The organism is Kitasatospora sp. NPDC059646, assembly GCF_042734615.1.
Taxonomy (GTDB): Bacteria; Actinomycetota; Actinomycetes; order Streptomycetales; family Streptomycetaceae; genus Kitasatospora.
This window is the reverse complement of record NZ_JBHWDS010000010.1, coordinates 1,775-22,848: the sequence shown is the minus strand read 5'-3', so window position 1 is coordinate 22,848 and position 21,074 is coordinate 1,775. Positions and strand designations below refer to the sequence as shown.

The 21,074-nt window shown below is 76.3% G+C and carries 14 protein-coding genes; 5 read left to right on the top strand and 9 right to left on the bottom strand.

Annotated features, from left to right (window positions below):
- Positions 1 to 39 precede the first annotated feature (39 nt).
- Entirely contained in the window at positions 40 to 2,304 is a 2,265-nt protein-coding gene (locus tag ACFV1L_RS09085) for a protein kinase (protein ID WP_380364327.1), read from the bottom strand.
- Between the two features lie 136 nt (positions 2,305 to 2,440).
- Positions 2,441 to 4,633, bottom strand: a complete 2,193-nt coding sequence (locus ACFV1L_RS09080) for a protein kinase (protein ID WP_380364325.1) — start codon at positions 4,631 to 4,633, stop codon at positions 2,441 to 2,443.
- Positions 4,634 to 4,989: 356 nt separating this feature from the next.
- On the opposite strand from ACFV1L_RS09080, the gene ACFV1L_RS09075 reads away from it, so the two are divergent.
- Complete coding sequence (locus ACFV1L_RS09075) at positions 4,990 to 6,576, top strand: MFS transporter (RefSeq protein WP_380364323.1); 1,587 nt, start codon at positions 4,990 to 4,992, stop codon at positions 6,574 to 6,576.
- A gap of 446 nt (positions 6,577 to 7,022) precedes the next feature.
- On the top strand, positions 7,023 to 9,326 hold the full coding sequence (locus ACFV1L_RS09070) for a helix-turn-helix domain-containing protein (RefSeq protein WP_380364321.1): 2,304 nt from the start codon (positions 7,023 to 7,025) through the stop codon (positions 9,324 to 9,326).
- A 14-nt stretch (positions 9,327 to 9,340) separates the two neighbouring features.
- Here the strand turns inward: ACFV1L_RS09070 and ACFV1L_RS09065 are convergent, their stop codons facing one another.
- The 7 genes from ACFV1L_RS09065 to ACFV1L_RS09035 all read right to left on the bottom strand — a co-directional run bounded on the left by ACFV1L_RS09065 (position 9,341) and on the right by ACFV1L_RS09035 (position 18,693).
- Positions 9,341 to 10,309, bottom strand: a complete 969-nt coding sequence (locus ACFV1L_RS09065) for a helix-turn-helix domain-containing protein (protein WP_380364319.1) — start codon at positions 10,307 to 10,309, stop codon at positions 9,341 to 9,343.
- 127 nt (positions 10,310 to 10,436) lie between these two features.
- The gene (locus ACFV1L_RS09060; protein ID WP_380364317.1) at positions 10,437 to 11,351 is read right to left on the bottom strand and encodes a helix-turn-helix domain-containing protein; all 915 of its coding nucleotides are present in this window, start codon (positions 11,349 to 11,351) and stop codon (positions 10,437 to 10,439) included.
- A gap of 160 nt (positions 11,352 to 11,511) precedes the next feature.
- Positions 11,512 to 14,232, bottom strand: a complete 2,721-nt coding sequence (locus ACFV1L_RS09055; protein ID WP_380364315.1) for a BREX system ATP-binding domain-containing protein — start codon at positions 14,230 to 14,232, stop codon at positions 11,512 to 11,514.
- 109 nt (positions 14,233 to 14,341) lie between these two features.
- A complete protein-coding gene (locus ACFV1L_RS09050) occupies positions 14,342 to 15,013 on the bottom strand; it encodes a YoaK family protein (RefSeq protein ID WP_380364313.1) in 672 nt (223 codons plus the stop codon).
- A gap of 66 nt (positions 15,014 to 15,079) precedes the next feature.
- A complete protein-coding gene (locus tag ACFV1L_RS09045; protein WP_380364311.1) occupies positions 15,080 to 16,957 on the bottom strand; it encodes an amidohydrolase in 1,878 nt (625 codons plus the stop codon).
- A gap of 42 nt (positions 16,958 to 16,999) precedes the next feature.
- Positions 17,000 to 17,611, bottom strand: coding sequence for a CE1759 family FMN reductase (locus tag ACFV1L_RS09040; RefSeq protein WP_380364309.1), 612 nt, complete (start codon positions 17,609 to 17,611; stop codon positions 17,000 to 17,002).
- Positions 17,608 to 18,693, bottom strand: coding sequence for an LLM class flavin-dependent oxidoreductase (locus tag ACFV1L_RS09035; RefSeq protein WP_380364307.1), 1,086 nt, complete (start codon positions 18,691 to 18,693; stop codon positions 17,608 to 17,610). Before ACFV1L_RS09035 ends, ACFV1L_RS09040 begins: the two co-directional genes overlap by 4 nt.
- Before the next feature lie 288 nt (positions 18,694 to 18,981).
- Between ACFV1L_RS09035 and ACFV1L_RS09030 the strand changes: the two genes are divergently transcribed.
- From ACFV1L_RS09030 to ACFV1L_RS09020, 3 genes are all read left to right on the top strand, one after another.
- Entirely contained in the window at positions 18,982 to 19,644 is a 663-nt protein-coding gene (locus ACFV1L_RS09030) for a hydrolase (RefSeq protein ID WP_380364305.1), read from the top strand.
- A 5-nt stretch (positions 19,645 to 19,649) separates the two neighbouring features.
- Entirely contained in the window at positions 19,650 to 20,132 is a 483-nt protein-coding gene (locus ACFV1L_RS09025; RefSeq protein WP_380364304.1) for a DoxX family protein, read from the top strand.
- Positions 20,133 to 20,232: 100 nt separating this feature from the next.
- The gene (locus ACFV1L_RS09020) at positions 20,233 to 20,943 is read left to right on the top strand and encodes a GPR1/FUN34/YaaH family transporter (protein ID WP_380364302.1); all 711 of its coding nucleotides are present in this window, start codon (positions 20,233 to 20,235) and stop codon (positions 20,941 to 20,943) included.
- The last annotated feature ends 131 nt before the right edge of the window (positions 20,944 to 21,074 follow it).

The window sequence follows — 21,074 nt, the reverse complement described above, 5'->3', positions numbered from 1 at the left end:
CCGGCCACCCTCCGGCCAGAAGTGCCGTCCCGCAGTCGGCTACGCCTTGCCGGTGGCCGCGACCGCCGTCAGGCCCTGTTCGGTCGGGCCGTAGACCCGGCCGCCGCCCGCCCAGAGGGGGACGGTGAGGGTGGTGGCGGACGGCTGGAAGTCGAAGGTCCAGCGTCCGGCGCCGGTGGCCGGGTCGAGGGCCCAGACCTTGCCGTGGAGCCAGACGTAGAGGGTGTCGTCGGCGAACTGCGCGCCCAGGTTGGTGGTCAGGGGGCCGGCGGGGAGGGAGCCGGCCCAGCGGACGGCACCGCTGCCCGCGTCCAGGGCCTGCACCTTGACGCCGAGGGTCTTGTAGTCGACGGCCACCGCGAAGAGCGTCGAGCCGTCGGGGTTCGCCACCGCCGCCTGGTAGGTCATCGTGGCGTCGGACCGCCACGCGACCGACCCGTCCGCCGGGTCGAGGGCGTAGACCCGGTCGGCGAGGTAGATCAGGCGTCCGCCCGCGGAGTTGTGCGAGCCGTCGCCGAACGGCTGGACCAGGGCCGCCGCGCCGAGGCTGGTGCCGGGCGGGTTCTGCTGCCAGGAGGCGGTGCCGAGGTGCTCGGTGTCGAGGCCCTGCAGGGTGGACTTCCCGGTGCTCATGTCGGTCATCTGCCACAGCACCCGGCTGCCGGAGCTGGCCAGGGTGAGCCGCCCGCTGCCCAGGCCGGAGAACGGGAAGCGCTGCTCCCAGCGCAGTTGGCGGGTGGCCGCGTCGACCGCCCACAGGAACAGCGACAGGCCGACGGGCGAGGTCGACGAGCCGCTGCCGTGGACGTACACCGCGCCGTCCAGCACCCCGCTGACCGCGGCGGACGTGGCGCTCAGCCCGGTCCGGGTGTACGTCCAGGCGATGTCGCCGGAGGCCAGGTCGACCGCCCTGAGCGAGGTGCGGAGCGCGTAGTCCGGTGCGGTGAACGGCTCCGCGGCGACGTAGTAGCCCTTGCCGCCGTCCGCGACGACCTGCCCGAGCACCGGGATCGGCATCGGGCCCTGCGGGCCCTTCGACGCCCAGCGGGGCTTGCCGTCCCGGTCGTAGCCGCGGACGGTCTTGGCGTCCACGGTCAGGATGCTGTCGCCGTCCGCGACGACCTGGGTGACCGGGTCGGGGACGGGCACCGTCCACAGCGCGGTGGCGAGGGCGGTGGTGTCCAGTGAGCGGCCGAGGTCGGTGAGGTCGGGCGGCGGGGCCGCCTTCGAACCGGTCTGCGCCCCGGCCGACTTGTCGTCCTTGCGGCCCGCCGTCAGGTACAGCGCCGTCCCGCCGCCCGCCAGCGCGACCGCGCCGCCGGCCAGCCCGTACAGCAGGGTGCGCCGGGACGGGCGCGGCGGGACGGCGTCGAACGGGCCCGCCGGAGGCGGAAGTTCGGCGGTCGGGGCCGGGGGCGGCGGAGGCAGCGCGGGGGCGAGGACGGCCGCGGAGCGTTCGATCGCGGCGACCAGCGCCGGGTGCAGCCAGGTGCCGGGCGCGGGCGGCTCCAGGCGCTGGGAGTCGACGAGTTGACGGGGCGTCGGCCGGTCCGCCGGGTCCTTGGCGAGGCAGGCGGCGACCAGCAGGCGCAGCCCGGCGGGCACCCCGGACAGGTCGGGTTCCTCCGCGGCGACCCGGCGGACCACCTCGATCGGGTGGCCGCCGCCGAACGGGCCGGCGCCGGTCGCGGCGTGCACGAGCGTCGAGCCGAGCGAGAACACGTCCGAGGCGGGGACGGCCGGCCGGGCGAGGGCCTGCTCGGGCGACAGGTAGGAGGGGGTGCCGAGAACGGCGCCGTCGGCGGTGAGGACGCTGTCGTCGGCGGCCCGGGCGATGCCGAAGTCGATGACGTGCGGGCCGTCCAGCGCCAGCAGCACGTTGCTCGGCTTCAGGTCGCGGTGCACCAGGCCGGCGGCGTGGACGGCGGCGAGCTCCTCGGCGATCCCGGCGGCGAGGATGCGCAACGCCGGCTCGGGGAACGGCCCGACCAGGCGGACGGCCTCGTCCAGTGGGATCCCGGGGATGTACGCGGTGGCGAGCCAGGGCAGCGGCGCCTCCGGATCGGCGTCCACGACGGGCGCGGTGAACGCGGAGGACGCCGTGCGGGCCGCCGAGACCTCGTGCCGGAACCGCGCCCGGAACCGCTGGTCGTCCGCCAGCTCCGGCCGGATCAGCTTGACCGCGACCGTCCGGCCGCCCGCCGAGCGCCCCAGGTACACGGCCCCCATGCCACCCGCGCCGAGCCGGCCGAGCAGGGTGTACGGACCGACCTGAACAGGATCGGTCGGATCGAGCGGGCGCATCGGGACTCCCTCGGGACGGGGCACGGTGGGAACGGCGAACGGGCGAGCGACGAACGGACGGACCGTCAGTCCTGTCTCGTGGTCGGGGCGTTGGCGGCGCGCGGGCGGGCCGTTCGGCGCGGCAGCCCACGCATCGTCAGGCCCCCTTCGCGGACAGGACGGTGAGGACGCCCGGGTTGGGAACGGCCACGCAGAGGCGGCCGGCGCCGGCCGTCCAGGTCAGGGCGGAGGGGTCGGAGCCCCGGTGGCCGGAGTACTTCCAGCGGGGTCGGCCGGTGCCGGGGTCGAGTGCCCAGACGACGGCGTCGCGGCCGATCCGGTAGAGGGTGTCGTCGGCGTGGAGGAGGTCCGCGCCGTACGCGCCGGCCCCGGTGCCGGGGCCGTCGGCCGGGAGGGGGGTTCTGCCCAGCGGGGTGCCGCTCCGCAGGTCGAGGGCGCCGACGGAGTATCCGCCGTCGGCGTCGGTCCACAGGCAGTGCAGCAGGCTGTCGTCGGGGCCGTGGGCGAAGGCGCTGCCGTGCAGGCGGGGGCCGGCGATGCCGGGCGCGGACCAGGCAGGCCGGCCGTCGGCGGGGTCGAGGGCGGTGAGGTTGCCGTCCTTGTCGGGGGTGAGGAACCGGCCGCCTCCGGCGGTGATGCCGAAGGACTGGAGGCCCGCCTGCCAGGCGACGCCGCCGGCGCCGTCCAGGGCCTTGAGGCGGTCGGCGGTGGAGACCAGGACGCGGTCCCCGCCGGGCAGCAGCGCGGCTTCCAGCAGCAGCGCGTCCTCGCCGTGGAACCAGGCGGTGCGCCGCGCGGCGAGGTCGACCGCCCACAGGTGGGTGCCGGTCTGCCGCTGGCCCTGGCCCATGCCGAGGACGTACGCGGTGCCGCCGCGGATCCCGGCGAACCGGCTCACCCCGAACGCCTTCGGCCGGTCCGGCGTCACCTTGCCGTCGGGCCTGCCGCCGGCCGGGTCGACGGCGAGCAGCGCGGTGGTCGGGCCGCCGCCCGTCCCGGCGAGGTGGATCCGGTGGCCGTCGAAGCCGGCCACCGGTCGCGGCTGCGAGGAGTCGATGGCGAAGTTCATCCCGGCGGTGGTGTCGTCCAGCGTCCAGGCGGGTTTGCCGTCGCCGCCGAGGGCCCACACCTGCCGGGCGGTGATGCCGACCACCACGCCGTCCAGGGAGAGGAGTTGGACGCACGGCAGGGTGACCTGCCGGTTCTGCCAGAGCGGGGTGGCCTCCGGCACGTCGGCGGCGTTCGGCCGCTCCGGCGGGGCGGCGCCGTGTCTGCCGGTCGGAGTGCCGCGGTCGATCAGGGCGAACGCGGTGCCGGCGGCGCCCGCGGCGAGGACGGCCCCGCCGAGGCCGAGCAGCGCCCGCCGGGAGGGCCGTCGCGACGGGACCGGGGCGACCGGCGGCTGCCGGTCGACGGGGGCGGGCGGCGGCACCGGCGGCGGGGCGGGCAGCTCGGTGAGCACGGACCGGACGCCGCGCACCTCGGTGGCGACGGCGGGCGGCAGCCAGCCTTCGGGATCGGCGGGATGGCCGGCCTGGGCGACGTGGGCGACCAGCTGACGGGGCGTCGGCCGGTGCGCCGGGTTCTTGGCGAGGCAGGCGGCGACCAGGGTCCGCAGGTCGGCGGGGAGTTCGCCGAGGTCGGGCTCCGTGTTGACGATCCGGAACAGCACGGCCGCGCCGGCGCCCTCGCCGAACAGGTTCCGGCCGAGCGCCGCGAAGGCCACGGTCGAGCCGAGCGAGAACACGTCGGAGGCGGGCGTGAGGTGCTGGTCGAGGGCCTGCTCGGGCGACATGTACGGCGCGGAGCCGATCACCGAGCCGGTGGTGGTCAGTCCGCCCGCGTCGGCGGCGCGGGAGATGCCGAAGTCGATGACGTGCGGGCCGTCCAGGGCGAGCAGCACGTTGCCCGGCTTGAGGTCGCGGTGGATCAGCCCGGCACGGTGCACCTCGCCGAGCGCCTCGGCGAGCCCGGCCGCCAGCGTGCGGACCGTCCCGGCGGGCAGCGGTCCGTGCCGCTCGACGGCCTGACGGAGCGGCAGGCCCGGCACGAACGCGGTGGCCATCCACGGCACGGCCGCCTCCGGGTCGGCGTCGACCACCGGTGCGGTGAACGCGCCCGAGACCCGCCGGGCGGCGTCGACCTCCAACCGGAACCGCTGCCGGAACCCGGCGTCCTCCGCGACCTCGGGCCGGATCACCTTGACCGCGACGGTCCGCCCGGCGGCCGACCGCCCCAGGTACACGGCGCCCATGCCGCCGGCCCCGAGCCGTCCCACCAGCGTGTAGGGCCCCACCTGCCGCGGGTCGGCCCCGTCGAGTGGCTGCACCTGCCCGTCTCCTTCTCCCCGTGGCACGCCCCCGCCCGCGGGACCGGCCTCCCCCTCGGCAGGGGCCGACCGGGACGCGCGGAGAGTGCGCGGACCGAACCCTACGGTCTGCGAGGGAACCTGACAGCCGATCACACCGAATCCACACCAACGACAGCTCCCCCGCCGCCCGCACCCCTCCGGGTCCCGGCGGGAACGCTGCGCCGCCCGGCGCCCGGTCGGCCCCGCCGGTGGCGGGGTGCGGAACCGTGCCGTCCCGGGCCACCGTTCGGGCGCGCAGCGCACATTCGGGCCCTGCGGTCCGCACTAGCCTCGGCGGCTCGACCGGCCGGCGGCGCGGAGAGGCGGAGAGAACGATGGGACGCAGCACGACGGGGTCCGCCTGGGCGCCGCTCGGGGAGAAGGTGTTCCGGGCACTGTGGGTGGCGCAGTTCGTGTCGAACGTGGGCGGCTGGATGCAGACCGTCGGCGCGCAGTGGGTGCTGGTCGGGCACGGCGCGGGGCTGGTCTCGCTGGTGCAGGTCGCGGCGGGGCTGCCGGTGCTGCTGCTGGCGCTGCCGGCGGGCGCGCTCGCGGACCTGGTGGACCGTCGGCGGCTGCTGCTGGTGATGCAGGCGGCGATGGCGGCGGTCGCCACCGCGCTCGCCGTGCTGGCGCTGCTCGGGGTGCTCGGGCCGTGGCTGTTGCTGCTGCTCACCTTCCTGCTGGGCTGTCTGACGGCGCTGAACGGACCGGCCTGGCAGGCCGTGCAGCCGAGCCTGGTGCCGCGCGAGCAGTTGCGGCAGGCGTCGGCGCTGGGCGCGGTGAACATGAACGTGGCCCGCGCGGTCGGCCCCGCGCTGGGCGGACTGCTGGTCGCCGCCGCCGGGGTGGGCTGGACGTTCGCCCTCAACGCGCTGTCCTTCGTGGGCATTCTGCTGGTCCTGCTGCGCCGCTTCCCCCAGGAGCCGCAGCGGCCGGCGCGGGAGCGCGAGCACGCGCTGGCGGCGCTGCGGGCCGGCGGCCGGTACGTCCGCCGCGCGCCGGAGGTGCGGCGGATCCTGCTGCGCTGCGCGCTGTTCGTGCCCGGTGCGGCGGCGCTGTGGGCGCTGCTGCCGGTGGTGGCGGTGCAGCGGCTGGGCCTGGGCTCCTCCGGGTACGGCCTGCTGCTGGCCGCCGTGGGGGCGGGTGCGGTGGCGGGCGCGGGGACGCTGCCGCGGCTGAGCGCCCGGCTGCGCGGCGACGGCGTGCTGGCGCTGGCGGGCCTGCTGACGGCGGGTGCGCTGCTGGTGACGGCGCTGGCCGGGAGTGCCTGGGTGGCGGGCGCGGGCCTGGCGTTCGCGGGCGCGGCCTGGATCTGGGGCCTGTCCACGCTGAACGCCGCGCTGCAACTGGGGCTGCCGAACTGGGTGCGGGCCCGTGCGGTCGCCTTCTACCTGCTGGTGTTCCAGGGCGGCAATGCGCTGGGGGCCCTGGCGTGGGGTCAACTGGCGCAGCACGCGGGCCTGTTCGCGGCACTGGCGGTGCCGGCGGCGCTGCTGGTGGTGCCGGGCGTGCTGTCGTTGCGCCGGTTCCCGCTGCCGGACGGCCGGGTCGACCCGTCGCTGTCGGACAGCTGGCCGGAGCCGCGGCTGACGGTCGAGCCCGCCGCGGGCGAGGGCCCGGTGCTGGTCACCGTCGAGTACCGGGTGGCGGACGGCGACGCGAGCGCGTTCGCGGCGGCGATGGGCGAGGTCGAGGCGTCGCGGCGGCGCACCGGCGCGGTCGGCTGGGGCCTGTACCGGGACGCGGCCCGGCCCGACCGGTTCGTCGAGGTGTTCACGGTGGCGTCCTGGGCGGAGCACCGGGCGCAGCACCACGAGCGCTGGACGGGCGTCGACCACGCCTTCGAGCGGGCGGCCCGTGCGCTGGTGTCGGGCGAGCCGGTGGTGACGCACGCGGTGGCCGCCCGGACCACGGGGTGACGGTCCCCTCGGCCCGGGCGACGGTGATCGCCGCGCCGCCGCTGCGGTCGGGCCGGCCGCGCGAGGACGCGCGGGCCGTCGGCGAGCAGTCCGGGGATCAGGCGGGCGAAGCCGGAGGCGTCCGCGGGGGCGCCGCGCACCGGCACCGCGGTGGGCCTGTCGGTCATGGTCGACTCCTCCGTCCCGTCCGGTCGTTCGGGGCCGGTGCCGGGCGTGGCGGGGAGTCCGGACGGTGTGCGCGTCGGACCCGGCGGGGGCGCCTCCCGGACGGTCGGCCGGCCGTGCCGCCTTTCCCCGCAGCGCACTGCGCCCGGCCGCACCGCGCATGTCCGGCCCGCGGGCGGGCCCGGTCGCCGTCCGGCCCCCGGAACCGTTTTCCCGTTCGAAGCCCGCACCCAGTAGGAAGGGGGTGACGAACCCTGCCGGGGGCGAACGGACGGAGCGGAATGGACGACAGCAGCGGGACCGGTTTCGGGCGGACCCTCCGGGAACTGCGCCGGGCGCGCGGCCTGACCATCGAGGAGCTGGCGGAGGCCTCCGGGGTCTCCGACCGGGCCATCGGCGACCTGGAGCGCGGGCGCAGCCGCCGCCCGCAGCGCGGCACCCTCAGCGCGATCGCTCAGGGCCTCGGCCTCGACGAGACGGCCCGCGCCTCGCTGCTCGCGCAGGCCCGGGCGGGCCGGGAGGGCTCCCGGCCCGCCGCGGCCGGCCCGGCGGTGGGCCCCGTCCTGCCCAGGGGCGTGCGGGACTTCGTCGGCCGGCAGGCCGAACTGGCGCTGCTGCGCTCGCTCGCCCATCCGCCCGCCGATCCGGTCGCGGCCCCGCCGGTGGCGGTGGTGTTCGGCACCCCCGGCAGCGGAAAGACCACCCTGGCGGTGCGGCTGGCCGAGCAGCTGGCCCCGGAGCTGACGGACCCTCCGTTCCTGCTCGACCTGCAGGGCCTGGACGCGCGGCCGCTCCCGACGCAGGAGGCGATCACCCAGCTGCTGGCCGCCTGGGGCACCGACGAACTCGACCTGATCCGGCTGAACCCGCAGGAGCGGCTGGCCCGTTACCGCGAGACGGCGGCCGGCCGGCACGGCGTCCTGGTGCTGGACAACGCCGCCGACGAGGCGCAGGTCCGGCCGCTGCTCCCGGCGGCGGGCCGGCTGCTGGTGGTGGTGACCAGCCGGCACACCCTGGCCGGCCTGGAGGGCGTGCACCGGGTGGAGCTGACCGCGCTCTCCCCGGACGAGTCGGCCGAGCTGCTGCGCGCGGTGGTCGGCGCGGGCCGGGTGGACGCCGAGCCGGCGGCCGTCGGGCAGATCACCGAGCTCTGCGGCCACCTCCCGCTCGCCCTCCGGGTCGCCGCCAACTGGGCTGCCACCCGGACCAGTTGGAGCCTCGGGCGGCTGGCTTCCCGGCTCGCCGACGAGGACCGCCGGCTGGACTCGCTGAGCGCCGGCGACCTGCGCGTCAACTCGGCGTTCTCGCTGTCCTATTCGCGGCTCGCCCCGGAGACCGCCCGGATGTTCCGCCTGCTGGCGCTGGTCCCCGGGCCCGACTTCAGCGCCCCGCTGGCCGCCGTGCTGGCCCGGCTCCCGCTGCTCGACGCCGAGGACCTGCTGGAGGAGCTGCTGGAGGCGGGCCTGCTGACCACCCGCCGCGAGGACCGCTACCGCCTGCACGACCTGCTGCGCCTGTACGCCCGTTCGCGGTACCGCGAGGAGGACGGCGAGCCCTCCGAGTCGGCCGACCGGGCCCGGCTGCGCGGCCGGCTGCTGGCCGCCGCCGTGCTGGTGGGCCGCCGCCACGCACCCGACCACGAGGCGCCGCCGCCCGCCGACGACCCGCTGATCGGGCCGGGCGGCCGGGAGTCGGCGATCCCCTGGCTGAAGGCCGAACACGCCAACTGGCTGGCCGCGTTCCGGGAGGCCGCCGCGGCCGGCGAGCACGCCGAGGTGAGCGCGGTGGGCTCGGCGATGAGCCTGGTGTCCGACCTGTGGGTGACCGCCGGCCACTGGGTGGAGCTGTTCGGCACCGCTGCCCGCGCCGCGGCCGCCCTCGGCGACACCACCGCGCAGGCCGGGCACCTGAACGACCTGGCCTGGGCGCACTGGGTCTGCGAGGCGGACCACCGGGCGGCCGTGGACGCCGCCGGCGCCGCCCTCGAACTCGCCCGCGCCACCGGGGCGGAGGTCCAGCAGGCCCGCGCCCACCTGCGGTTCAGCGTGCTGCGGGACGCGGCCGGTGACGCCGCGTCGGCCGCCGACCACTGCCGGAAGGCGCTGGACCTGTTCATCGCGGCGGACGAGATCAACGGCTACCTGCCCGCCTGCAACGTGAGCATCCACCTGCTGCGCAGCGCGGGCCGGCCCGAGGACGCGATCGCCACCCACCGGGAGGTGATGGCCGTCCTCGGCGACCCGCGCAACGCCGACCGGATCCCGGAGACCACCCGCGCCCTGACGGCGCTGATCGCCGACTACCACGTGTCCCTGGTCCACCTGAACCTGGGCCGGTGGGCGGAGGCCATCGAGGTCCTGCGCCCGATCCGCGGCCTGCTGGAGGGCCACGGCCACCACCGTCCCGCGGCCAAGGTCCACCTGCACCTCGGCCACGCGCTCACCCACCTCGGCCACCGCCTGGAGGCCGCCGCCGAGTACCGCGCCGTCCTCGCCTTCGAGGGCCGGGTCCGCGAGGAGCTGACGGCCGCGGCGCGGGCCGCGCTGTCCGACGACCCGCCGGCCCCGGCGACCGTCTTCGAGTAGCGGCCGACGGCCCGTCAGCCCGGCAGCGCCGTGCGGACGGGCGCGGCCTGCCACTCGCGCGGCGAGACGCCGTAGGCGGCCCGGAAGGAGCGGCTGAAGTGGCTGGCGCTGACGAACCCCCACCGGTTCGCCACCGCCGCCACGGTGGTCCGGGCGCCGCCCGGGCGGGCCAGGGCCCGGCGGCAGCCCTCCAGCCGCCGGTGCTGGATCCAGCGCATCACCGTGACGCCCTCGTACTGGAACAGCTTGTGCAGGTGACGCACCGACATGTGGTGGGCGGCGGCGATCCGTTCGGGGGTGAGCTCGGGGTCGCCCAGGTGGTTCAGGATGTGGTCCTTCACCCGGGCCAGCGTGGCCAGGGCCGGCCCGGGCCCGTCCGGGCCGGTGCGGCCGCGCCGCTCGTGGGCGAGGGTGACCAGCAGGTCCAGCGCGGTGGCGGCCAGCCGGGCCTCGGCGGCCGGATCCAGCAGCCCGGCGGTGCGGCCCAGGTGCTCCAGGTAGCAGGCCACCAGCCGGGCGGTGCCGGCCCCGGGGTCGAAGGCCGTCGCGGTGAGCACCCGCAGGTCGTCCTCGGTGAGCTCGCCGGCCGCCCGCGGCCAGTGGAAGGCGGTGAACGCGAACGGCTCGTCCAGGTCCTTGGTGAACGGCCGTCCGGCGTCGGAGACGGCGAAGCCGCCGGGCCGCAGCAGGACGCGGTGGCCGTCCTGGGCGAGCCGGGCGGTGCCCCGGTGCTGGAGCGCCAGTGTGAGGTGGTCCTCGCCGCCGCGGGCGATCAGCGCCGCGCTGCGGACCGCCCGCTGCGGGCCGGCCTGCACCAGCGAGACCTGCAGCTCGCCCATCCGGTGGGTGGTGATGGCCGCCGGCCCGGGCAGCGCCTCCCGGAGGCGCACGTCCAGCGGCATGAAGGTGCGGGAGACCGCCTCGTGCCACAGCTCGGCGCGGTCGGCCGGCGGTACGGCGGCGGTGTCGAGGACGACGGACAACTGTGCTCCTCCGGGGGGCGGTCGGTCACCGCCGCGGGGCGGAGTCCCCGCGGCCGTCACCCATCCCACCGCCCCGCGCCCGCCCCGGCCAGGAAGAACCGCAGGAGGAAATCCCTCCGCCGGAAGGTCAGCCCGCGGCCCGCCGGGCCCGCCACTCCCTGGGCGGGACGCCGTAGGCGGTGCGGAAGGCCCGGCTGAAGTGCGCCGGGCTGCCGAACCCCCAGCGGTGCGCGATCTCGGCCACCGACAGGCCGGGCCGGGCGAGTTCCCGGGCGCAGGCCTCCAGCCGGGAGCGCAGCACCAGCCGACCCACCGTCACCCCCTCGCCCTCGAACAGGCGGTGCAGGTAGCGCACCGAGATGTGGTGGGCCCGGGCGATCGTCTCCGGCGACAGCTCCGGGTCGCCCAGCCGGCGTTCGATGTACTCCCGGACCTGTCGCAGCAGCCGTCCGTTGGGGGTGTCGGCGTCCTGGGCCGTCCGGGCCGAACCCAGCTGGGTGATCATCGTGCCGACCAGGTCGGCGACGCTGCCGGCCAGCCGGTCGGCGACCGGCGTCCGGTACGAGGACGCGGAGTCGGCGAGGGTCCGCAGGAACGGCAGCAGCACCGAGCCGAACCCGTCGGCCGCGGTCACCGGCGTGCCCGTCACCCGCTCCAGGTCGCCGTCCGGCACGGCGAGCAGGCGGCGCGGCAGGTGGAACAGGTGCGCGCGGGACGGCTTCGGGTACTCGATGACGTACGCCCGCGCGGTGTCGTACAGCACGAACTCGCCCTCGCCCAGCACCGTCTGCTGCCCGTCCTGGGTGATCATGCACTCGCCGGTCAACTGCAGGCCGATGCCGACCATCGGCTCCTGCCGGGCCCAGGCGAACCGGCCGGCCAGGCGGGGCGGCAGCGGCACGGCCGTCTCCAGGGTGGCGACCCGCAGGTGCCCGAGACGGGACAGCACGGCGCGTTCGCCGGGCGACGCCCCGGCGTTCGCGGGGTCCGTCGCGGCCGGCGGCCACGGCCACGCCGCGCCGGGCACGCACCCGTTCGCCATCCACGCACTCATCCGACCGCCCTTTCCACGAGATCCTGCTGCGAGCCTGCGCCGCGGACCCGGCGGCGGCTTAAGTCATTTGACTGCCCGACCGCGCCCCGTGCGCTGTGGGTCGGCAGCGGTGCACGGACAGCACACTCCGACCGGTCCGGTGCGCCGCTCAGAGCCGGTCGAGCGCGTGCGCCAGCGCCGCGCGGGAGGTGATGCCGAGCTTCGGGAAGATCTTGTACAGGTGCGCGCCGACGGTGCGCGGCGACAGTTGGAGCCGCCGCCCGATCTCCTTGTTGGTGAGGCCGGTGGCGGCCAGCCGGGCGATCCGCAGCTCCTGCCCGGTCAGTTCGGTCGGGTCGGCGGCCGGCCGGGCCGCGGACGCGCCCACCGGGTCGCCCGCGGCCCGGAGTTCCTCCTCGCACCAGCGGGCCCAGGGCAGCGCCTGCAGCCGGACGAACAGGTGGTGCGCGGCGCGCAGCGCCGTCCGGGCGCCGGGCCGGTGGCGGCGGCGCAGCCGGGCGCCGTGGGCGAGTTGCAGCCGGGCCAGGTCGAACGCCCACTGCTCGGCGCCTGGGACGGCGAGCGCCGCCCGGTAGGCGTCCTCGGCATGGTCGTCGTCGGCGGCCAGCGCGGTCGCGGCGGCGAACAGGAAGGCGTGCCGGTCGGAGATCCCGGCGGAGTCCGCGGCCCGGCCCGCTTCGAGGTGGGCCAGGGCCTCGTCCCGGCGGTTGGTGAGCAGGGCGGCGGCGACCAGGTCGAGGACCAGCGCGTGCCGCCAGGGCGGCCCGGTGGGCGGCTGCCCGGGCGGGGCGAGTTCGCGCAGGTGCGCGTACGCCTCGTCGGGGCGGCGGTGGGCGAACGCGGCCAGGGCGCGCAGGTGGGTGAGCCGGTCGAGGACGTACCGCATCCGGGCCCGGGCGGCGATCGGCCGGATCGCCTCGTCGACCGCCCGCAGCCCGGCCTCGTCGCCGCGTCCGGCGAGGAAGTGGGCGTAGGCCTGGCGGAACATCAGGGCGTTGGTGCGGTAGCCGAGTTCGTCGGCGATCTCGGCCTCGCGGACGCAGACCTGCGCCTGGTCCCAGCGGCCGAGCAGGAAGTCCTGGTGGGCCTTGGCCTTGGCGACCGAGCCCTGGGTGGCGTAGCCGTGCTGCCCGGCGAAGCGCTGCCAGACCTCGCCCTCGGCGGAGTCGAGCGCGGAGGCCGTCCACAGCAGCAGCCAGGCCACGCCCGCCTCCTGCTCGGCCGGCAGGTCCCGGGCCAGGGCGAGCAGCGCGTCGGCGGTGCCGGGGCGGGGGTCGGTCCAGGCCTGCAGGCAGAGCCGGCCTGCCTCCGAGACCTGGTCGCGGTGCTCGCGCAGGGCCCGCCAGGCCCACGGGTCGTCGGTGTGGGCGGCGGCCAGCAGCAGCTTGAAGTAGACCTGTTCGACCAGGCCACCGAAGGTGTCCGCGCCGGGCGCGGCGAGCGCGTCGAGGGCACCGGGCAGCAGCGCGGCGGAGGACTCGAAGTCGACGTGGTGGCTCTGGTCGGCGTACACCACCGCGTAGGCGAGCAGCGGGGCGACGTCCTCCGGTACCCGGCAGGCCGTCAGTTCGTCGACGAGCGCGGCGGCGTGCCGCAGCTGCCCGCCGCGGGCGGCCATCACGGCGGCCCAGGTGAGCCGGCGGGCGCGGTCGCAGGAGTCGGTGCTGAGCACGGCGGCGCGTTCCAGCAGCAGCGCGCCCTCGGCGTCGCCGCCGCGGGCGGCGAGGTCCCGGCCGGCCTCCTGGAGGCGGCGGGCGAGGCCGTCGTCGGGCAGCAGGGCGGCGGCGGCCTCGTGGGCGAGCCGGCGCGGGTCGTCCGGGGCGAGGGCCTCGGCGAGGTCGCGGTGGGCGCGCCGGCGGTCGGCGTCGGAGGCGGCGGACACCACGGCGGTGCGGGCCAGCGGGTGACGGAACACCAGCTGCCCGGACTCGTCGAGTCGGGCGACGCCGTCCCCGTCGAGCCGGCCCAGGGCCTCGCCGAGGGCCTCGCCGCCGACCCGCAGCCAGCCGCCGCGGCTGAACTCGGGGCCGGTGGCGAGCGCCGCCAGCAGCAGCAGGCGGCCGACGTCGGGCGGCAGTTCGTCGAGCCGCGCGGCGAAGACCTGTTCCAGGGTGCGGCCGAGCGGCAGCCGTTCGGGCAGCGGGGCGAGGCCGCGCTGCTGGGCGGCGGCGAGCTGCCCGGGCAGTTCGACCAGGGCGAGCGGGTTGCCGGCCGCCTCGGCGAGCACCCGGTCCCGGGTGGTGGCGGCGAGTTCGGGCCGGCAGCTGTCGAGCAGCGCGGCGGCGTCGGCCTCGGGCAGCGCGCCGACGTCGACGGCCTCGGCGGACCGGATCTGCGCGGCCCGGCCGCCGGGGCGGCTGGCGACGACCATCACGACCGGCAGCCGGGTGGAGCGGCGGTGCAGGAACGCGAACACCGTCGCGCTGGACGAGTCGAGCCAGTGCAGGTCGTCGAGGAGCAGCAGGACGGGGGCGGCGGCGGCCGCCTCGGCGAGCAGGGCCAGTGCGGCGGTGCCGACGGCGAACCCGCTCGGGGTGCCGGAGCGGACGCCGAAGGCGCTCTCCAGGGCTTCGCGCTGGTGCGCCGTCAACGCCCGGGAGCCCTCCAGCAGCGACCAGAACACCTGGTGCAGGGCGCCGAACGCGAAGTCGGTCTCGGCCTCGGCGCCGACGGCGCGCAGCACGGTGAAGCCGCGTTCGCGGGCCTTGTGCTCGACCCAGTCCAGCAGGGTGCTCTTGCCGACGCCGGGGTCGCCGCGCAGCAGCACGGTGCAGCCGCTGCCGCCGTCCTCGGCCTGGACCAGCGCCGCGGTCAGCAGTTCGGTCTCGCGCTGCCGTCCGATCAGGCCGGGTGCCCGCCCGCCGTCCACCGTTCCTCGTTCTCCGGGAAGCATCCCTCGGGCACCGGCCCGCCCGGGTCCCGGCCGCCCAGGTTATCCCCCGGCGCGGCGGACCGGGATCGCGGCCCTGACCTGCGGCTCATTCCCGGTGGAGCAGGGCGGTGGCGGCGGCCAGGGCGGCGCCGGCGAGCAGGGCCCAGGCGAGCTGTCCGTGCAGCACCAGGACGGCGCCCGGCAGGGCGCCGGCCAGCATGGTGGCGACGGCCAGGATCCGCCGCCGCTGGCGGGGCGCGGCGCCGCCGGCCAGCCGGGAGTCGGCGGCCAGGCCGGTGAGGGTGAGGGTGAGCACGGTGGTGGTGAGGTCGGGGACGCCGAGTCCGCGCACGGTGGCGTTGCGGATGCCCATGGCCAGCGCGCCGAGCGTGATCACCGCGTAGCGGGCGGGGCCGTCGGCGGTCCGGGCGAACACGACGGCGGCGGCCGCGGTGTGCAGGACGGCCTCCAGGGCGAGCGCGGTGCGCAGCCGGCCGTGCCGTCCGGTGGTGAACCGCCCGGCCACCGCCGCGCCGATCAGGAACGCGCCGAGCGAGGTCACCGAGCCGGCGACGGAGAAGCCGGGCGCGCCGGCCAGCGCGAACGCGATGACGACCACGTTGCCGGTCATGTTCGCGGTGAAGACGTGGCCGAGGCCGAGGTAGCTGACGGCGTCGATCAGTCCGCTGGCCAGGGTGAGCCCGAACAGGGCCAGGGCCAGCGGGTGGCGGTCGGTGATCTGCGGCCCGGGCGGGGCCGGGGTGCCGGGGGCGGGCACGGTGCCTCCTGGGGTGCGGGGGCGCCGCCGCGGCGCGGGCGGCGGCGCCCCGGTGGTGACGTGGCGTCAGAAGAAGCAGGGGTCCTGCGGTGCGGCGTTCTGCCCGGGGACGGCGCGGCCGCGGGCGAGGCGCCAGGCGTGCTGCTCGTCGGAGGCGGCGGCGGCCTCCCGCACCAGGTCGGCCTGCTGTGCGCCGGCCAGGCCGGGCGCGGGGGTGGCCTGGTAGCCGCCGAAGCGGGCGACGGGGCTCCAGTCCGGGCTGACGGCGGGCAGGTCGGCGGCCAGGCCCTGGTGTTCGGCGGCGGCGTGCACGATCCGGCCGCCGACCACGGTGAGCACCGACTCGATGTGCGCGATGTCGGCTTCCTCGACGGTGAAGTAGTCGGCGTCGAGCACCGCCAGGTCGGCGTAGCTGCCGACGGTGAGGCGGCCCTTGACGTCCTGTTCGCCGGTCAGCCGGGCGCCGCCGAGGGTGAACAGCTCCAGGGCCCGGGCGCGGTCGAGCCGGTTGTGCTCGGCGGCGAGCCGGCGTCCGCTGATGGCACGGCCGGAGACCAGCCAGTGCAGGGCGACCCACGGGTTGTAGGAGGAGACCCGGGTGGCGTCGGTGCCGCCGGCCACGGTCAGGCCGCGATCCAGCATGGCGCGCAGCGGCGGGGCCTCGGCGGCGGCGGGCGCGCCGTAGCGGTTGACGAACGCCTCGCCCTGGAAGGAGAGGCGGTTCTGCACGGAGACGGCGCCGCCGAGTGCGGCGATCCGGTCCAGGCTGTCGGCGCTGACGGTCTCGGCGTGGTCGAACAGCCAGCGGTTGCCCTGCGGGAACAGGCCCTCGGCGGCGAGCTTCTCGAACACGGCGAGGTCGCGCCGAATCGTCCCGTCGTAGGTGGCGTGCAGCCGGAAGCCCCAGCCGTGCTCCATCAGCATCCGCACGGCCTTCTCGAACTCGCCCTCGTACGCGCCGAGTTGCGGGCGCGGTTCGGTGAAGTTCTCGAAGTCGGCGGCGGCCCAGGTGAGGTTCTCGCCGGCGCCGTTGAGGCGCAGCCACTCGTCGCCCTCGCCGGGGCGGACGGTGTCGATCCACCGCTTGAGGTCGTCGAGTTCCTGTCCGGCGGTCTGCGGGAACAGGTGGTAGGCGATGCGGAGCGTCAGCTCGCCGCGGCGGGCGAGTTCCATGACGGTGCCGTAGTTCTCCGGGAAGCTCTGGAAGCCGCCGGCGGCGTCGATCGCGGAGGTCAGGCCGAAGCGGTTGAGCTCGCGCAGGAAGTGCCGGGTGGAGTCGACCTTGTCGGCCTCGTCGAGCGTCGGCGCCTTGGCGAGGGTGGAGTAGAGCAGCAGGGCGCCGGGGGCGGCGATCAGCAGGCCGGTGGGCTCGCCGTCGTGGCCGCGGACGATCTGGCCGCCGGCCGGGTCGGGGGTGTCCCGGGTGAAGCCGGCGGCCCGCAGCGCGGCCTTGTTGAGCAGCGCCGACTGGTAGAGGTGCAGCACGAAGACCGGGGTGTCGGGCGCGGCGGCGTTCAGTTCGGCCAGGGTGGGCAGGCGGCGCTCGGCGAACTGGTCGGCTGACCAGCCGCCGACCACCCGCACCCACTGGCCTGCCGGGGTGCGCTCGGCCTGCTCGCGCAGCATGGCGAGGGCCCGGCGGAGCGAGCGGACGCCGTCCCAGCGCAGTTCCATCACGTAGTTGAGGCCGCCGCGGATCACGTGCAGGTGGGCGTCGTTGAGGCCGGGGACGACCCGGCGGCCGAGCGCGTCGACCACCCGGGTGCCGGGTCCGACCAGCGGCACGATGTCGGCGTCCTCGCCGACGGCCCGGATCACGCCGTCGCGGATCGCGAGGGCGGTGGCCTGCGGGCGGCGCGGGTCGTTGGTGAACACCTTGGCGTTGCGGACGACCAGGTCGGCGGGCTGTTCGGGGGTGCCGGGGCGGATTCCGGCAACGGGCATGGTGGACAAGGCGGTTCCTCTTCGGGCGGGGTCGGGGCGGGGTCAGTGGAAGCCGAGGACGGGCGCGGTCGGCTGCCGGTGGTCGTCGGCCGGGCGGACCCCGCCGGCGGTCAGCAGTGCGGCGAGCTCCCGGCCGGCCCGTTCGATCCGGGTGGGCAGGGTGTCGGTGTGCGGGTCGCCGGTGCCGCCCCAGTCCTCGGAGGCCGCGAACACGGCGGTGGGGGCGACCAGGGCGCGCTGGTAGGCGAACAGCGGGCGCAGCGCGTGGTCGAGGGCGAGCGAGTGCCGGGCGGTGCCGCCGGTCGCACCGATCAGCACCGGCTTCCCGGCCAGCGCGCCGGGGTCGAGCAGGTCGAAGAAGGACTTGAACAGGCCGCTGAACGAGGCGGAGAAGACCGGCGAGACGGCGATCAGCGCGTCCGCCCCGCTCACCTGCTCCAGTGCGGCGCCGAGTGCGGGCGACGGCCAGCCGGTCACCAGGTGGTTGGCGATCGGTCCGGCCAGCGGGCGCAACTCGTGCAGCTGGACGGTGACTTCGCGTCCGGCGTCGGCGAGCGCGGCGGTGGCGGCCCCGGTCAGGCGGTCGGCGAGCAGCCGGGTGGAGGACGGCACGGAGAGTCCGCCGGAGACCACGGCGAGGGTGAGCGCGCTCACTGGGCGGCCTCCTGTCCGGCCGCCTTCAGCGAGGCGTGGGTGGGCGCGTCCGGCACCCCGGCGGGGCGCAGCTTGGCGAACTCCGCGCGCAGCACGGGGACGACCTCCTCGCCGAGGATGTCGAGCTGCTCCAGGACGGTCTTCAGCGGCAGGCCGGCGTGGTCCATCAGGAACAGCTGGCGCTGGTAGTCGCCGACCACGTCGCGGAAGCCGAGGGTGCGTTCGACGACTTCCTGCGGGCTGCCGACGGTCAGCGGGGTGGCTTCGGTGAACTCCTCCAGCGACGGGCCGTGGCCGTAGACCGGGGCGTTGTCGAAGTACGGGCGGAACTCGCGCACCGCGTCCTGCGAGTTCTTGCGCATGAACACCTGCCCGCCGAGGCCGACGATCGCCTGCTCGGGGCTGCCGTGGCCGTGGTGGGCGAACCGGGTGCGGTACAGCTCGACCATCCGGCGGGTGTGTTCCTGCGGCCAGAAGATGTTGTTGTGGAAGAAGCCGTCGCCCCAGTAGGCGGCCTGCTCGGCGATCTCGGGGCTGCGGATCGAGCCGTGCCAGACGAACGGCGGGGTGTCGTCCAGCGGGCGCGGGGTGGCGGTGAAGCCCTGCAGCGGGGTGCGGAAGCGGCCCTGCCAGTCGACCACGTCCTCGCGCCAGAGCCGGCGCAGCAGTGCGTAGTTCTCGGTGGCGAGCGCGATGCCCTGGCGGATGTCCTGGCCGAACCAGGGGTACACGGGGCCGGTGTTGCCGCGGCCCATCATCAGGTCGACCCGGCCGTCCGCGACGTGCTGGAGCATCGCGTAGTCCTCGGCGATCTTCACCGGGTCGTTGGTGGTGATCAGCGTGGTGGCGGTGGAGAGCACGATCCGCTCGGTCCTCGCCGCGATCCAGCCGAGCATGGTGGTCGGCGAGGACGGCACGAACGGCGGGTTGTGGTGCTCGCCGGTGGCGAACACGTCGAGGCCGACCTCCTCGGCCTTGAGCGCGATCGCCAGGATCGCCTTGATCCGCTCCCCCTCGGTGGGCGCCCGCCCGGTGGTCGGGTCGACCGTCACGTCGCCGACGCTGAATATCCCGAACTGCACGGGGTGCCGCCTTTCCGCTGACTGTGCACGGCCCGACCGGGCCGCCCTGCGACGGTAGGCGGCGTGGGGCCGGTCGAACGCCCCGCCAGCGCATGGCCAATTGCCCTGGAGCGCACAGCAGTTGCCGCCCGCCGCGGTGTGCGTTGTGGGAACAGCGCCGGGCGCGCAGCGGGCAGGAACGGCCTCGGACCGGGGCCTAGCTTGGTGGTCGTCGGTGCCCCGGAGCCAACCGGTCGAGTGCCTGACTCCCCCTCCATCACCCGCATTCCCACGACAGAAGGGACCGTCATGGTCGACTTCGCCAACGTCAAGGCCGCTCCGAGCCCGGATCTGCTGACCCCCGAGAACTCGATGATGCTGTTCGTCGACCACCAGCCGCAGATGTTCTTCGGCACCGGCTCCGGAGACCGCACCTCGATCATCAACTCCACGGTGGGCCTGGCCAAGGCCGCGAAGATCTTCGACGTGCCGGTGGTCCTGTCGACCGTCGCCGCCGAGTCCTTCTCCGGCCCGATCCTGCCGCAGCTGAAGGCGGTCTTCCCCGGCCACGAGGTCATCGACCGCACCAGCATGAACGCCTGGGAGGACGCGGCGCTGGTCGAGGCCGTCAAGGCCACCGGCCGCAAGAAGATCATCCTGTCGGGCCTGTGGACCGAGGTCTGCCTCGTCCTGCCGGCGCTCTCCGCGCTGGACCAGGGCTACGAGGTGTACGTCGTCGCGGACGCCTCCGGCGGCGTCAGCCCGCTGGCCCACGAGCACGCCCTGCAGCGGATGACCGCCGCCGGCGCCGTGCCGGTCACCTGGGTGCAGGTCCTGCTGGAGCTCCAGCGCGACTGGGCCCGCTCGGAGACCTACGTCGCCGTCACCGACCTGGTCAAGGAGCACGGCGGCGCCTACGGCCTGGGCGTGTTCTACGCCCAGTCGATGATCGACCCGCACGCCGCGGGCTGACCGCGGTGAACACCGGTCTCCTCCTGCTCCGCCTGGTCACCGGCCTGCTGATCGCCGGGCACGGCGTCCAGAAGGTCAGCCACCACCTGGGCGGCGGCGGACTGGCAGGCGGCACCGCCGAGTTCCGGGGTGACGGCTTCCGGGGCGGGAAGCTCACCGCCCTGGCCGCCGGCGGCACCCAGATCGGCGCCGGGCTGATGCTCGCCGCCGGCCTGCTCACCCCGCTGGCGGGCGCGGGCGTCATGGGCGTCATGACCGTCGCCCTGACGGTCAAGTGGCCGCACGGCCTGTGGGTCCAGCACGACGGGTACGAGTTCCCGTTCGTGCTGATCACCATCGCCGCCGCACTCACCGCCACCGGTCCGGGCCGGTGGTCGGTGGACGGCGCGCTCGGCCTGGCCGACTGGCCCCTGTGGTGCCTCGCGCCGGCGCTGGTCGCCGGTGTCGGTGGCGGTCTGGCCACCCGGTTCGCCCTCCACCGCAGGTGAGGGCAGCAGTACCGCAGTGCGGGCTCGGGCCCCTGAGCGAGCGATCGCCCAGGGGCCCGAGCCCGTTTCCCCACTCCCCCTCCTCCGAAGGAACACGCGCATGACGGCAGCGACCACCCTCGAAGACCCCCGGGCGCAGGACGTCCCGACCGCCCCCGGGCTGCACACCATGACCCGGATCAGCCTGCGGCCGATCGCCTCCCCGATGCCGCTCGGCTTCTTCGCCGTGGCGATCTCCTCCGCGGTGACCGGCAGCCTCCAGCTCGGCCTGGTCGACGGCGCGTTCCGGCAGGCCGTCGCGCTCACCGTGTTCTCCGCCTTCGCCCTCCAACTGCTGGTCGGCATCCTGGCGTTCGGCGCCCGCGACGTGGTCGCGGCGACCCTGATGGCGGGCTTCGCCGGGGCCTGGCTGTCCTTCGGCCTGGTCACCGCGACGGACGCGCCCGGCGGCGCGAAGGTGCTGGGCGTGCTGAACCTGACCTTCACCGTGTTCGCCGCCCTGATGGCCTCGGTGGCCCGGCCGAAGAAGGCCCTCTGGCTGGTCCTGCTGGTCGCCACGCCGCGCTACCTGGTGGCGGGCCTGGCCGGCGTCACCGGCGCCGAGTGGCTGGGCCGCACCGCCGGCGCGCTCGGCATGCTCCTCGCCCTGGTGGCGGCGTACGCGGCGTACGCGCTGATGGTCGAGGAGCTGCGCGGCCGCGACGTGCTGCCGATCGGCCGCAGCGGCCCCGCCGAGCACGCCATGCACGCCCGACTCACCGAGCAGTTCGGCGCGTTGGAGCACCAGGCGGGCGTCCGCCGCACGCTCTGAACCGGCACAACGCGGAAGAGGGGGGGGGGCCCCCCGCCCGCAGGCCCGGGGCGCCCCCGGCCCCGCCCGGGGGGGGCCCCCGGGGGGGGCGGGGGTCCACCCCCCGGTCGGTTTGAAAAAAAAAAGACCCC